Below are 13,156 nucleotides of genomic sequence, written 5' to 3'. Positions count from 1 at the left end.
AAACACCATGCTAGCGCAACAACATCCTTCTTTCGCCTCCCGCCTGTCGGACCAGCTGCAACGCGCGCTCGCGCTGTGCGCCGTGCACCTGCCTGACGCGCCTCAGCGCGTGCGTGCTTTTCTCACGCCCTTCGCCGACCCACCGGCCACGGGCGGCTTCAAGGCGATTCCGGCCGCGGGCGCGCGCCCTGTACGGGGCGGTGCTGGCCGAGCATGGCGAGCAGGCCGCCGCGCGCCTGCTGCTGGCCGCCATGCTGCTGGCCGTACGCGACACCCTGACCGGCCCGCGCTTGGCGCAGTTGCCGCCACGGGTACGCGCGCACCAGCTGCGCCAGCTGGGCCGCATCGCCAGCCATGACGAAGCTTTTCTCCCGTTCTGCCGGCTCGACGGCGACGTCTTTCTGAAGGAGTTCGGGCTGGCCACGCTGCGCCTGTATGCCGGCGCCTCGAGCGTGATCGACCCGCGCTCCGGCATGGGGCGCTCGATGCTGTGGAAGGGCGGCTGGCTGGGACTGCCCGGACGCGCCTTGCTGTTCGCCCGTGCCGGCGGCTTCAAGCCGTATTTCGAGATCCACGTGAACCGCCTGTATCAGGACGAATTCAACGAAGAGGGCCGCAACGAGTGCTACCGCTGCTGCGCCGACCTCTACGAACTGCACCCCGAAGCCCTGGGCATGATCGCCGGCAGCTGGTTCTACGATCCCGTGGTCGAGATCATCAGTCCGCACCTGGCCTACCTGCGCACCGTGCCCGAAGAGGGCGGGGCGCGCGCACTATTCGTCTCGCACGACGAGCAGGCGGCCAGGAATGCCACCGCCACCTCGGAAAAGCGGCGCGCGCTGCACGCAGCCGGCCAATACCGTCCAGCGTCCTGGGCGCTGGTCTGGCCGCGCGCCGCGCAGATCGCCTGGGCGCGCCGCCACGGCAAGGACCATCAAGACTGATATGACGATCAAACAAGCCGTACTGCGTGCCGCGAAATTCGCCGGCATCTTCGCCCGGTGCGCGCCGCCACCCGGAGGCAGCCGCGCATCCTGTGTTACCACGGGGGCAACCTGGGCGACGAGCGCCGCTACAACCCGAAGCTGTTCTGCACCCGCGAGCAGCTGACCGAACGCCTCGACTGGCTGCGCCGCACCGGTTTTGTCCCGGCCACGCTCGACGAAGTCGTCACGCCCGGTGCCGCGCCAAAGAACGGCATCCCGGTCGCGATCACGCTCGACGACGGCTGGTACTCGTCCTGGCACGACCTGCTGCCGGCGATGGCCGAATACGGCTACCGCCCGGTACTCTACCTGCATACGGAAGCGTATGAGGCGGGCGCGCCCATCATCCCGGTGAGCGTGCGCTACATCCTGTGGAAGGCCGGTCCGGTCGAGGCCACGCTGGCCGGCTTCGGCGCCGGCATGGATGGCCAGTGGCGCCTGGCCGAGCGCGAACAGCGCCACCGCCTGTGCGCGCTGGCCGAAAGCTGGCTGCTGGCGCAGGCAGCGCAGGAGGTGGCACCGAGCCTGGAGCGCTTCGCCGCGGCGCTCGGCGTGCCGGCTTCCGCCCTGGATCTGGCTTCGCGCCGCTTCAGCTATATGACGGCCGACGAATTGCGGGCCGCCGCCGCCGGCGGCTGCGCGATCGAACTGCACGGCCACCTGCACGAATACGTACCGGGAGAACCGGAACGCAACCGCGCCAACATCGAGAAGTGCCGCGAGAAGATCGAGGCCGCCGGCCTGCCGCGTCCCACCCATTACTGCTACCCCAGCGGCGCCTTCGACGCCCAGGCGCCGCAAGTGATGCGCGCGGCCGGCGTGGCCACCGCCACTACCTGCCTGCCTGGCCTGGTCCGCCTGGACAAGCCCGACACGCGCTACCTGCTGCCGCGCTTTCTCGACGGCGGCGACGTGTCGATGATCGAATTCGAGGCGGAGATGAGCGGGGTGCTGGAACTGCTGCGCAGGTTGACGGGCCGCGCGACGCATTGACGGCGCCCGACGACCGCGACCGAAAAAAACGCGCCGAGGCGCGTTTTTTTTATCAGGCGTGAACCGGAGACATGCTAACCAGCACACCTGGGGTCAGGTCTGACAAATGGACACGAACTGAGCCGTCAAGATGTTGGCGACAGTCGTATGGCCGAGGCCGTGTCCGAATGTCAGACCTGACCCCAGCTCAGGTAGTGGCGAAGGCCTTACCCCACCAGCTTGACCCGGATCCCCGCCTTGCCCAGCACCGTTTCGACGCGGCCGAAACCGTAGCGCTCCAGCCCGTGCGGCATCTTCGCCAGGCGCCACAGCAGGTACAGGGTGGCCGCGTAGGTCAGCGCGCCGATTGCACCGCACAGCAGCAGCGCCAGCACGTACTCGAAGGTGGCGCCGTGGTGCAGCACCAGCTGGCTCTTCACCAGCAGCACCACGGCCGCCATCACCAGCGAAGCGATGAACGGCCGCACCAGCTGCCGGCAGAAGGTGCTCCAGCCCAGGTTCAGGCAGCGCGCCACCATGCCCTGGTTCACCGGGATCATCACGATGCCAGTCGCCAGATAGGACCAGGAGGCGCCGATCACGCCATAATTCGCCACCGCCGGAATCAGCACCGCCACCATGAATACGGCCTGCACCGCCCACACGATGGTGATCAGGCGCGGACGGTTCAGGGCCAGGTAGACATAGGTGATGTTGGTCTGCACCGCCTTGATCACGCCGTGGATCGCCAGGATCTGGATCAGCGGGATCGCCGTCAGCCACTGCCAGCCCAGCGCCGCCGGCACCAGCAGATCGGCCACGGCGAAGATGCCGACCCCCGCGGGAATCGAGAACAGGGCGATCGACGAGATCACCTTCAGGAAGCTGTCGCGCAGCAGGTCGAGATCGTGCGCCGCCTTGGCGTAGCCGGGGAAGGCGGCGCGGTTGATCGGTGCCACCAGTTCGGTAGTCGGCAAGGTCGCGATCTCGGTCGCGATCGAGTGCGTGCCGAGTGCGGCCGGCGTGGTGTGGTGGGCGATGATGAACTGGGCCGCGCGGTTGTTGACGAACTGGATCACATTGTTCACCACCAGCCACTTCGACGCATGGAACATCTCGGCGCGCGCGGCGAACGACAGGCGCGGGCGGTAGGTCGACACCACATACGACTGGACCACCGACAGCACGGTGCCTGCCAGCTGGCCCAGCACCAGCGCCCAGTAATTGCGCATGATGAAGGCCAGCGGAATCGTCACCACCAGCGTCGCCAGGCGTTTGCTGAGCAGGAAGCGGAACTCCTTGTCGAAGCGCATCTCGCGCTGGAACTTGACGGTGCCGATGTTCGAAAAGCCCTGGATCGCAAAGCTCAGCGCCAGCACGTACAGGATGTTTTCCAGGCGTGCTTCGTTGTAGTACTGCGCCGCCGGGATGGCGAGCCCCGCCAGCGCGATGCCGCAGACGGTGGCGAAGATGACGTTGAAGGTCCAGGCCGTGTTGAAGTGCTCGGGGCCGGCCTTCGGGTTCTGCACCAGCTGCACATCGAAGCTGAACGACACCAGCAGCTGCATGGCCGCGATCAGGATCATCGACATCGCCACCAGGCCGAAGTCGGCCGGCACCAGCATGCGCGCCAGGATCAGGGTGCTGATCAGGCCAATGCCGCGGTCGAGGAATTTGAAGGCGACCATCCAGACCGCGCCCTTGGCGATCTTCGCGTCGATCTCGGAAACGGGTTTCAAGCTCATGACACGGCCTTGTCGAACAGTTGCGCCAGCTGCGCCGCCTTGTGGGTACGCGACGCCTGCGCGATCACGGTGTCGCTGGCGATGTAGGCGCTGCCGTCGCGCAGGCCAGGCAGGAAGCGCTCCAGCGCCGCAGCTATTTCAGCGGCGTCGGTCACCTGCGCGCTGAGGGTGAAGCCGGCATCGCGCAGCACCCCCGCGGTTTCGCCGGCCGGATCGACCAGGCCGAGGATCGGTTTGCGGGTGCGGAAGTATTCGTAGATCTTGGCCGGAATCTGGCTGTTGAAGGGCGTGCCCTGGAACAGCAGCAGGCCATCGGCCGCCAGCATTTCGTTGAGTGCGTCGCGGTAGGGCACCGGCGGCAGCACCTCGACGATGTCGCCGACGCCGTGGCGGTCGACCTTGGCCTGGGTTCCACCGACACTGCCCGGTGCGCGCAGTATCACCCGCAAGCCGGCGGCGTCGACCTTCCCCGCGCTCTTCAGTGCGGCCAGCGCCGCCAGGAAGGATTCCGGGTTGCGGCCGGCATCGTACAGGACGCCGCTGTGCAGCAGGGTGATGCGGGCGCGGCGCGGCCGCGGGGCCACTGGCGGCCACCGCCGGAGTGGCCGCTGCCGCTTCCAGCAGCCGTCCGAACTCCTCCTCGTCATAGCCGTTCTCGATCACGAGGAATTTGCCCGGCTCGATGTCGGGAAAACGCTCGCGGTAGGAACGCAGGGCGCTTTGCGTGGTGAACACGGCGAAGCGGCAGCGCATGATGGTCTGGCGCTCGATCCAGCCATAGATGGCGCGCTGGTGCTTCGAGGTCGGGTGCGAGGGCTGCAGCATCGGGTCGCGGAAGTCGGCGATCCAGGGCAGCCCGGTCAGGCGGTGCAGGCCGAGCGCGATCAGGTGCGCGGTGGCGACCGGGAAGGTCGACCAGATCACCTGCGGCTTGTAGCGGCGGATCATCGACAGCCCGGTCGGCATGGCGCCAAACCACCACGAGACGAAACGGTCGGGCATCGCCATCGCCTGCAGGTAGCGCCCCTTGAAGCCAAGGTGGCGTTTGGTATCGAGCGCGAACGGGCGGCGCACGACCAGGTCGGGCGAGATCGCGGCCAGCTGCGTGGGGTTCTGCACATCATAAGCGCGCGGGTGGGCCGACAGCACCATCGGTTCCCAGCCATGGCGGCCGAGGAGTTTCGAAAAGCTCAGCGTCCGCTGGATGCCGCTGCTGCCCGCCTGCGGCGGGAAATGGAAAGCAATGAGTAATGCGCGTTTGTTCATGGGTACGTGTTGTTTCATCGGCTAGCCGCGCGCCAGCCATTGCAGGAGGCGCAGTGCGAAGCGGAACGGGGTGTCGTCCCAAGGCCGGCTGCGCGGCAGCTGGTAGCGGTCGTGGCGGCGCGTGATGGCGCCGACTGCCGTGGTGAAAGCGGCCTGGAAACCGGCCGCGCGCACCATCGCCACATGGCGCGCGTCGAAGTCCTTGCCGACCTTGCCGTTCGGGTAGGCGAACAGCGCTACCTCCTTGCCGACGATCGCTTCGAGCTCGCGCTTGCTGTCGCTGATTTCCTGCTGCGCGGCCGCTTCGTCGAGGCTGGTCAGGATCGGATGGGTCACCGTGTGGGCGCCGATCTCGATGCCGTGGCGGTCGAGATTGACGACCATTTCCGGGGTCAGCATCAGTCCCTCGGCAGCGCGCTCGCCCACCAGGGTCTGCAAACGCCCGACGAGGCGGCTGCGTTCCTGCGGCGGCAGGTATTTCGAGGCCTCGGTCAGGCGGCCCAGCGTGGCCGCGCGCTCGGGCATGCTGCGCAGCGAGTACACGCCAAGGCCGAATTCGGCCAGGTCGAGCTCCTGCTCCGGCAGGGTCTCGACGGCTTCGACGATGCTGTCGTTCCACATCGTGTGGCCGTTGACGTAGCCGCTGCTGACGAACACCGTGGCCGGCAGCTTCAGGCGGCGCAGCACCGGCAGCGCCAGGTCGTGCACCGAACGGTAGCCGTCGTCGAAGGTGATGCAGACCGCGCGCGGCGGTACGGTGCCGGCGTCGATCGCCGCCAGCGCATCGCGCAGCGGCAGGACATTGAAGCAGCGCGCCAGCAATTCCATCTGCCGGTGAAGACGTCGATGCTGGGCTCGGACGCCAGGTAGGGGCTGGGCGCGGCCAGCACCCGGTGGTAATTGACGATCGCGACGCGGCCATTGCCGCGCGTGAGGCGGGCGATGGCATTGCCGGTGGATCGGATCAGGTGGTCGTTCATCAAGGGTGAAGAATCCGCGTTTGTTATTCGTGTATCAGCCCCGGCGCGGCCGCTCGCCGGTGGCAAAAGGTGCGGAAAACGTGGTCTTCGCAAGCAGAGGCGCACCCGGCAGCGGCCGGGCGGGCAGGCTGGCGCCAGGTGCGGGCGGCATCGCCGGCGCGGCGGCGCCGGTCCGGCCGGCAGCCATCTCGCGCAGCGTCGCCGGCAACAGGCGCTTCTGCACCACCAGCACCAGCCCGAACATGCAGAAGATCAGGTCGACGTAGGCGAAGCTGAGCGCGGCGCCGCCGAGGGCAAAGGAGAAGACGCTCAATTGCAGCATGGTCGCCAGGGTACGCAGCCAGTGGGGCGCGCCGGCGCGCTTGGCCTGGCGCGCGACGTTGCCGGCCGTGAAGAAGGCGCTCGCCAGGCCGCCCAGATACAGGCCCAGGCCGACGAAGCCCTGTTCGCCCAGCACCTGGAAATACACACTGTGCGCGGCGCGGCCGACCGTGGTGTTGGGCAGCGCGCTGCCGGTATAGAACCAGGGGAAGGAGAAGAACTCGCGCGACAGGCTGCTCCAGACCGGGAAGTATTCCAGCGACTTGAAACCGCCGCCGAAGAACGGGTGCTTGGTCGCCATGATGAACGACAGCTTCCAGGCCACGACGCGGCCCATGAAGGAGGCATCCTCGTCGGCCGCTTGAATCGTGTCGATGCGGTTCGTGTAGTCGGCCGTGATGAAAGGCATGACGGCGATCACGAGGACGACGATCAGCACCGTGAGCAGCACCTTGCGGTCGCTCTTGATGTACATGTAGGCGCCCAGTGCGGCCATCGCCACGAAGCCGCCGCGCGACATGGTGCCGATCACGCCGATCACCAGCAAGGCCATCGTGCCGAGCAGGCCGAGGCGCAGCAGGCGGGACTGCTTGCCGTATTCGCCCAGCAGGTAGTAGCACACCGGCAGCGTCATCACGAAGGCCAGCGAGAGCTCGTTGCGGTCGCCCAGCACGTGGCCGGGCATGCCGGCGATGTTGTGGTGGCCGCCGCTGGCCAGGAATTTCAGGGCCTCGAGGTCGGCATAGAAGCCCACCGAGAGGACGATACACCACAGCACGAAGTCGACGTGCAGCTTGTCCTTGATGGTGAGCGCGACGAACACGAACAGCATCACCACCTTGAAGAAGCGGATCAGGTATTCGATGGAGACTTCCTGAGGCGACAGCGAGGTGAAGGTACTGCCCACCGTCCACAGGAAAAACAGCAGCACGAAGCTGCCGATCATGCCCAGCTGGACCCTCGGCTTGTGTTTCCAGGCGAGGTAGCCGAGGATCGCCACCGCGGTAAACAGCAGGTTGTAGCGGATGTGCGAGGCCATGCCGTAGACCCAGCCGTTGGGGAAGAACAGCGCGGTCCAGACCCACATGCCGACGGCGATGAAGGGGCGCTGCACCATCGCGTACAGCATGATCGGCAGGATCGCCAGCAGGAACAGGTCACGCATGCTTGCCCTCCTCCGGTGCCGCGGCCGCCGTCTGGGCAGCCTCTTTCTGCGCCTGCTCCGCCTCTTTTGTCAGGCGCTTGTCGGTCTTCAAAGCCCACAGGCAGAAATACACCACGACGCACAGGTCCAGCGCCCACAGAATAGATTCCATCGTTCAGTCCATCCAAGTCAGGTTTGCGCCAGCGCCAGCTCGCCGGCACGGCGCGCGAGGACTTCGTCGAACAGGCGCAGCTGGCCTTCGGTCGTGTCGTCCCAGCTGAATCGTTCGGCGTAGCGGCGCGTCGCGCCACGGTCGGGGTAGTTCGCGCGCAGGGCGTTGACCGCGTCGGCCACGCCCCGGTAGCTGCGTTCGCGCATCAGGACGCCCGCTTCCGGTGCCGCCACCACTTCCGGGGTGCCGTACACGCGACTGGCCACGACCGGGGTGCCACAGGCCATCGACTCGAGCAGGACATTCGCCCAGCCCTCGCGGCTCGAGGACAGCACCAGCGCGTCGGCGGCGCCATAATGGGCCGGCAGCTGCGCTTGCGGCACCGCGCCCGGGAAAGTCACCCGGTCCGTCACCTTCAGTTCGCGCGCGAGGTTTTCCAGCTTGGCGCGGTCGGGGCCGTCGCCCGCCAGCACCAGGCGCACGCCCGGCAGCAATGGCAGCGCGCCGATGATCAGGTCCTGCGCCTTGACCGGCACCAGGTGGCCGACCGCCAGCAGCGTGAACATGGCATCCGGACGGCGTGCGGCCGGCTCGTGGAACAGCTGCAGGTCGACGCCGTTACGCAGCGACACCACGCGGTCGGCGTCGATGCCCATCGCGACGATCTCGTCGCGCAGCGCGTTACACACCGTGATGATGCCGTCGGCGCGCTGCGCGGCCCACAGGATCTGGCGGCGCGGCAGCGCGTACTGCGGGAACAGCGTGATGTCGGAGCCGCGCGCGGTGATCACCAGAGGCTTGTTGAAGGCACGCGCCAGCATGGCGGCGGCGACGCCGTCGGGATAAAAATAATGGGCGTCGATCAGGTCGAAGTCGTAGCCCTCGTCGATCATGCGCCCGATCGCCGGTTTCACGGCCTGCGCCAGCAGCAATGGCGAGATGCTCATGCCGACTTTCGGGATCACCGGAAAGCGCGGGTGCGCCACCGATATGCCGTGGCGGGTTTCGTGGCGCGGCGCCTTGGCGAAGCGCGCATAGTTGCCGAAGCGCGGATTGGTCGACGGGAACCACGGAATCGGCGCGACCACGCGCGCCTCGACCTGGCCGCTGGCGACCAGGTGGCGCAGCCGCGTTTCCACGAAAATGCCGTGTCCCGGTTTTTCGGCGTTCGGGAACAGGGTACTGAAAGTCAGGATCTTCATGCGGCCTGCAGTCCCGTCAAGCGGCCATAGATGTTCTTGTAGCGTGCCACGCTGACCGGCCAGTTGCGCTCGGTCTCGACGTATTCACGGCCCGCCACGCGCAGCGCCGGCCACTTGGCTTGTGCTTCCAGCAGGTCGCCGACCTTCTCAGCCAGCGCTGCCGGATCGTCCGGGGCGAACAGCACGCCGGTCTTGCCGTCGACGATCAGCTCGCGGTGCCCGCCCACGCTGGACGCGGCCAGGATGCGGCCCTGCGCCATCGCTTCCAGCGGTTTCAAGGGGTGACCAGGTCGGTCAGGCGCATCGACAGGCGCGGGTACACCAGCACGTCGAGCAGGTCGTAGTATTTCTGCACTGGTGGTCGTGCGGCACGCGGCCGGTGAACACGACTTTGTCGGCGATGTTCAATTCCTGCGCCATCTGGCGCAGGCGGCCATCCTGCGGGCCGCCACCGACCAGCAGCACGCGCAGGTCCGGGTGGCGCGCGGCCAGCGCCGGCACCGCGCGCAGCAGGATGTCCAGGCCCTCGTAGGCGTAGAACGAGCCGATGAAGCCGATCAGGCGGTTGTGCTCGAAGCCGAGTTTACGTTTCAGGTCCATGTCGGCAACGCCGCCGACGGCGAACTTGTCGATGTCGACCGCGTTCGGGATCACCGTGACTTTCGAGGCCGGGATGCCGCGCGCAACGATGTCGCCGCGCAGGCCTTCGCAGATCGTGGTGACCGCGTCGGCGCGCCTCAAGGCATAGGTTTCCAGGCCGCGCGTGAGTTTGTAGCGCAGGCCGTTCTCGGTGCTGGTGCCATGGTCGACGGCGGCGTCTTCCCAGAAGGCGCGCACTTCATAGACCACGGGAATGCCGAACCTGCGGCCGGCGCGCAGGGCGGCGATCGCGTTCAGGCAGGGCGAGTGGGCGTGCAGCACGTCGGGTTTGATCGTCGGGATGATCTCAACAAGGCGCTTTTCCAGGCCCTGGATGACTTCCAGCTGGTTCAGGATCGGCAGCTTCGCCATTGCGCCCTGCGACTTCGGGGTGCGGTAGAAGTGCAGGCCGTCGGCGGTCTCCTCGAGCAGGTTGTTGCCGCCCTGGTGCTTGGACCCGGTGACGTGGAAGGTCTCCCAGCCGAGCGCGCGCTGTTCGCGCAGGATCGAAGCGGTGCGGAAGGTATAGCCGCTGTGCAGCGGGATCGAATGGTCGAGGACGTGAAGGACACGCATGGGTCTTGCTCCAAACTTCAGTATGTCGTTATGCGGCGGTGGCGATCAGCGGGCTGTCCATCTGGACGGCGGCGCCGGCGCTGTCGGCGCCGTTCTTGCGCAGGAAAGCTTCGAACATCAGCACGGCCCACAGCGCAGTGCTGTGGTCCTTGGTGCCGGCCAGGTGTTCGTCGACCATCCGCTGCAGGTAGTTGCGGTTGAAGATGCCGGTGTCCAGCAACATCGGGTTCAGCACCGCCGCCTTCATCGATTCGCGCAGCGGGCCGCGCAGCCAGGACGCCAGCGGAATCGAGAAGCCCATTTTTTTGCGGTACAGGATGTCGTCGGACAGGTAGGGCTGCAGCGCCTTCTTGAAGATGTGCTTGCCCTCGCCGTTGCGCAGTTTCGAATTCGACGGCAGGCCCGAGACCCACTCGACGAACTTGTGGTCCAGCAGCGGCACGCGCACTTCCAGCGCGTGCGCCATGCTGGCGCGGTCGACCTTGGTAAGAATGTCGCCCGGCAGGTAAGTCTTCATGTCGATGTACTGGATGATCGACAGCGGATCCTCGGTCGGCGCCTTGGCGGCGTGGCCGCGCATCACCTCGACCGCGCGGTAACCCTGCAGCTGGCTGCGGAAGCCATCCGAGAACAGCTGGTCGCGCACGCGGTCGACCAGGATCGACACGCCGTGGAAGTAACCCTCGGTCAGGTCGCGCGCCAGCGCCTCGAAAGTCGTCTTGGCGCGGAAGATGCGCGGCGCCCAGTCGGCCTTCGGATAGGCTTTACCCAGGAAGCCGAACACGGGCTTGCGCAGCGCCAGCGGCAGCATCGAACGCACCTGCTGCTCGCCCATCGCCATGCGGTGGCGGCGGTAGCCGGCAAAATTCTCGTCGCCGCCATCGCCGGACAGGGCAACGGTAACGCGTTTGCGAGCCAGCTCGCAGACGCGGTAGGTCGGGATGGCCGAGCTGTCGGCATAGGGCTCGTCGTACAGGCCGGCCAGCAGGTCGACCAGGCCGTAATCGTCCTTGTCGACGGTTTCGCACTGGTGATTCGTCTTGTACTGTTCGGCCACCTGGCGCGCCCACTGCGACTCGTCGAACGCGGCATCGTTGAAGGCGATCGAGCAGGTATTCACCGGCTCCTTCGACAGGCCGGCCATCATGGCGACGATGGCGCTGGAGTCAACGCCGCCCGAGAGGAAGGCGCCCAGCGGCACTTCGGCTTCCATCTGGCTCTCGACCGCTTCGCGCAGGCGCACCACCAGCTCTTCTTCCATCTGTTTTTCCGTCATCGCGCCATGCGGCTTGAACGGCACGTCCCACCAGCGGCGCGGTTTCGCATTGGCCGCGTTCGCACCCACTTTGAGCGTCAGCGAGTAGCCGGGCGCCAGCTTGAAGGCATCCTTGAAGATGGTACGCGGCTCGGGCACGTAGCCGTAGGCGAAGTATTCCTCGACGGCGCGCGGTTCGATCACGCGCGGCAGTTCGGGGAAGGACAGCAGGGATTTGAGTTCCGAGCCGAACACGAAGGTGCCGTCCGGCAGGAAGGCGTAGTGCAGCGGCTTGATGCCGATGTGGTCGCGCGCGACGAAGAAGATCTTCTGGTTGCGGTCCCAGATGGCGAAGGCGAACATGCCGCGCAGGTGCTGGACGCAGTCTTCTCCCCACTGTTCCCATGCGTGGACGATGGTCTCGGTGTCCGAATGGGTGCGGAAGGTGTGGCCGAGGCTTGTGAGTTCGGCGGTCAGTTCGCGGAAATTGTAGATCTCGCCGTTGAACACGGTGACGATCGTGTGGTCTTCGTTGAACAGCGGCTGCTGGCCGGCCGCGAGGTCGATGATCGACAGGCGGCGGTGGCCGAAGCCCACGCCCGGTTCCAGGTACACGTCGCCTTCGACAGGGCCGCGATGGAACTGGGTCTGGTTCATCCGTTCGAGTGCGCCGCGGTCGAATACACGCGTGCCCCGTGGGTCAAAAATGCCTACGATTCCGCACATGGTTGGGTCATCTCTTTGAGGGTTGTCTTGGTGTTGCACAGGCGGTCGTACAGCGCCGTGTAGGCGCCGACCATCGCGGCAACGCTGTAATGGCGTTCGATGTTCAGGCGGGCCGCGGCGCCGTGCGCGGCCACGAGTGCGCGCTCGTCGACATAGCGGCCCAGCGCGGCGGCCAGCGCCTGCGGGTTGCTGGCCGGGACCAGCGCACCGTTCACGCCCTCCTGCACTACTTCCGGGATGCCGCCGACGCTTGTGGCCACGACGGGCAGGCCGCAGGCCATCGCTTCGAGCAGCGTCACCGGCGTGCCCTCGGCGATCGAGGACAGGGCGAAGACATCGAAAGCGCGCATCAGTTCGGGAATGTCGTTGCGCGCGCCGGGGAACCAGACCAGGTCCGCCACGCCGGCGTCAGCCGCCTTCTGCGCGAGCTTCTCGCGCAGCGGGCCGTCGCCGACGACCGCCAGGCGCAGCCTGGAGCGCCCCTCCGGGCGTGCCGCGCACAGCAGGGCAAAGGCCTCGATCAGCGTGGCCTGGTCCTTCACGTCCTGCAGGCGGCCGACGGTGCCGATGACGAAAGTGTCTGCCGGCCACGGCGTGCCGGCCGCGGCCAGCTGCGGCGCGAAGCGCACCGTGTCGACGCCGTTCATGATCAGCTCGGACTTCGCGGCCGGAATACCGACGACGTTCGTCAGCCAGCGCGCCAGGTCGTGCGACACCGGCACGTAGCGGTCGATGAAGGGCACCAGGGCGCGGCGCAGGAAGTTGTGCTTGCGGTTCAGGCCCTGCGGATCGCTGGCGTCGCGGCCATGCTCGGCGTGAATGCGCACCGGCACGCCGGCAGCCAGGGCCGGCACCGCATACTCCGCGCAGGCGAAGTTATAGGTGTGCAGGACGGCCGGGCGCAGCTGGCGCAGCAGCTTGAACAGTTTGACGTGGATGCCGAGGCCCAGGCCCGGTTGCTTGTCGAGCGAATACAGTTCGACGCCGGGACGCGTGATCTTCTCGGCAAACGCCGTGTAGCCGGTCAGGCAGACGACGGCGTGCCGGTAGCGCTCGGGTGGCATGTGGTTGATGCAGTCGACCAGCAGGGTTTCCAGCCCGCCGAAGTCGAGCCGGTAGATCAGGTGCACGACCAGCGGCGTCTGCGCTGGCCGGTTCTTCGTTACAGCCAT

Annotated in this window: 11 protein-coding genes and 1 pseudogene; 3 read left to right on the top strand and 9 right to left on the bottom strand. The window is 66.9% G+C overall.

All coding sequences use genetic code 11. The features are described 5' to 3' along the window. The first annotated feature begins 113 nt into the window (after window positions 1-113). A complete protein-coding gene (locus G4G28_RS24145) occupies window positions 114-944 on the top strand; it encodes a hypothetical protein (RefSeq protein ID WP_210283273.1) in 831 nt (276 codons plus the stop codon). A 57-nt stretch (window positions 945-1,001) separates the two neighbouring features. Further along, on the top strand, window positions 1,002-1,979 hold the full coding sequence (locus G4G28_RS24140) for a polysaccharide deacetylase family protein (protein WP_183107900.1): 978 nt from the start codon (window positions 1,002-1,004) through the stop codon (window positions 1,977-1,979). Window positions 1,980-2,185: 206 nt separating this feature from the next. Here the strand turns inward: G4G28_RS24140 and G4G28_RS24135 are convergent, their stop codons facing one another. Further along, entirely contained in the window at window positions 2,186-3,703 is a 1,518-nt protein-coding gene (locus G4G28_RS24135; RefSeq protein ID WP_182990266.1) for a lipopolysaccharide biosynthesis protein, read from the bottom strand. Beyond that, the gene (locus tag G4G28_RS27260; RefSeq protein ID WP_229508132.1) at window positions 3,700-4,287 is read right to left on the bottom strand and encodes a hypothetical protein; all 588 of its coding nucleotides are present in this window, start codon (window positions 4,285-4,287) and stop codon (window positions 3,700-3,702) included. Before G4G28_RS27260 ends, G4G28_RS24135 begins: the two co-directional genes overlap by 4 nt. Between G4G28_RS27260 and G4G28_RS29550 the strand changes: the two genes are divergently transcribed. Beyond that, the gene (locus tag G4G28_RS29550) at window positions 4,259-4,954 is read left to right on the top strand and encodes a hypothetical protein (RefSeq protein WP_374039754.1); all 696 of its coding nucleotides are present in this window, start codon (window positions 4,259-4,261) and stop codon (window positions 4,952-4,954) included. The two genes, G4G28_RS27260 and G4G28_RS29550, sit on opposite strands and share 29 nt — an antisense overlap. A 36-nt stretch (window positions 4,955-4,990) precedes the next feature. On the opposite strand, the gene G4G28_RS24125 is transcribed toward G4G28_RS29550, so the two are convergent. From G4G28_RS24125 to G4G28_RS24095, 7 genes and pseudogenes are all read right to left on the bottom strand, one after another. Then, window positions 4,991-5,797: a polysaccharide deacetylase family protein gene (locus G4G28_RS24125; protein WP_229507805.1), complete on the bottom strand. Its 807-nt coding sequence runs from the start codon at window positions 5,795-5,797 to the stop codon at window positions 4,991-4,993. Window positions 5,798-5,983: 186 nt separating this feature from the next. Next, on the bottom strand, window positions 5,984-7,435 hold the full coding sequence (locus tag G4G28_RS24120; RefSeq protein WP_182990265.1) for a putative O-glycosylation ligase, exosortase A system-associated: 1,452 nt from the start codon (window positions 7,433-7,435) through the stop codon (window positions 5,984-5,986). Beyond that, the gene (locus G4G28_RS24115; protein WP_182990264.1) at window positions 7,428-7,586 is read right to left on the bottom strand and encodes a hypothetical protein; all 159 of its coding nucleotides are present in this window, start codon (window positions 7,584-7,586) and stop codon (window positions 7,428-7,430) included. The genes G4G28_RS24120 and G4G28_RS24115 overlap by 8 nt, the downstream gene beginning before the upstream one ends. A 17-nt stretch (window positions 7,587-7,603) precedes the next feature. After that, window positions 7,604-8,788 carry a glycosyltransferase family 4 protein gene (locus G4G28_RS24110; protein WP_183107899.1) on the bottom strand — a complete coding sequence of 395 codons (1,185 nt, stop codon included), beginning with the start codon at window positions 8,786-8,788 and terminating at the stop codon, window positions 7,604-7,606. Continuing rightward, window positions 8,785-10,003, bottom strand: a pseudogene (locus G4G28_RS24105) (TIGR04063 family PEP-CTERM/XrtA system glycosyltransferase). The gene G4G28_RS24110 and the pseudogene G4G28_RS24105 overlap by 4 nt, the downstream one beginning before the upstream one ends. 28 nt (window positions 10,004-10,031) lie before the next feature. Beyond that, complete coding sequence (locus tag G4G28_RS24100) at window positions 10,032-11,984, bottom strand: XrtA/PEP-CTERM system amidotransferase (protein ID WP_182990262.1); 1,953 nt, start codon at window positions 11,982-11,984, stop codon at window positions 10,032-10,034. Then, window positions 11,969-13,156, bottom strand: coding sequence for a TIGR03088 family PEP-CTERM/XrtA system glycosyltransferase (locus G4G28_RS24095; protein WP_183107898.1), 1,188 nt, complete (start codon window positions 13,154-13,156; stop codon window positions 11,969-11,971). Before G4G28_RS24095 ends, G4G28_RS24100 begins: the two co-directional genes overlap by 16 nt.

The sequence above is a fragment of the Massilia sp. Dwa41.01b genome, from assembly GCF_014171775.1.
In the GTDB taxonomy this organism is placed as follows: domain Bacteria; phylum Pseudomonadota; class Gammaproteobacteria; order Burkholderiales; family Burkholderiaceae_D; genus Telluria.
The sequence above is the reverse complement of the archived record's forward strand: the minus strand, read 5'-3'. Positions and strand labels throughout refer to the sequence as shown.

What these genes read in the sequence shown, in the direction of transcription:
- G4G28_RS24135 (WP_182990266.1), bottom strand. Translation starts at nt 3,703, where the DNA reads ATGAGCTTGAAACCCGTTTCCGAGATCGACGCGAAGATCGCCAAGGGC.
- G4G28_RS29550 (WP_374039754.1), top strand. Translation starts at nt 4,259, where the DNA reads ATGCGGGCGCGGCGCGGCCGCGGGGCCACTGGCGGCCACCGCCGGAGT.
- G4G28_RS24125 (WP_229507805.1), bottom strand. Translation starts at nt 5,797, where the DNA reads ATGGAATTGCTGGCGCGCTGCTTCAATGTCCTGCCGCTGCGCGATGCG.
- G4G28_RS24120 (WP_182990265.1), bottom strand. Translation starts at nt 7,435, where the DNA reads ATGCGTGACCTGTTCCTGCTGGCGATCCTGCCGATCATGCTGTACGCG.
- G4G28_RS24115 (WP_182990264.1), bottom strand. Translation starts at nt 7,586, where the DNA reads ATGGAATCTATTCTGTGGGCGCTGGACCTGTGCGTCGTGGTGTATTTC.
- G4G28_RS24110 (WP_183107899.1), bottom strand. Translation starts at nt 8,788, where the DNA reads ATGAAGATCCTGACTTTCAGTACCCTGTTCCCGAACGCCGAAAAACCG.
- G4G28_RS24100 (WP_182990262.1), bottom strand. Translation starts at nt 11,984, where the DNA reads ATGTGCGGAATCGTAGGCATTTTTGACCCACGGGGCACGCGTGTATTC.
- G4G28_RS24095 (WP_183107898.1), bottom strand. Translation starts at nt 13,156, where the DNA reads ATGGCTGTAACGAAGAACCGGCCAGCGCAGACGCCGCTGGTCGTGCAC.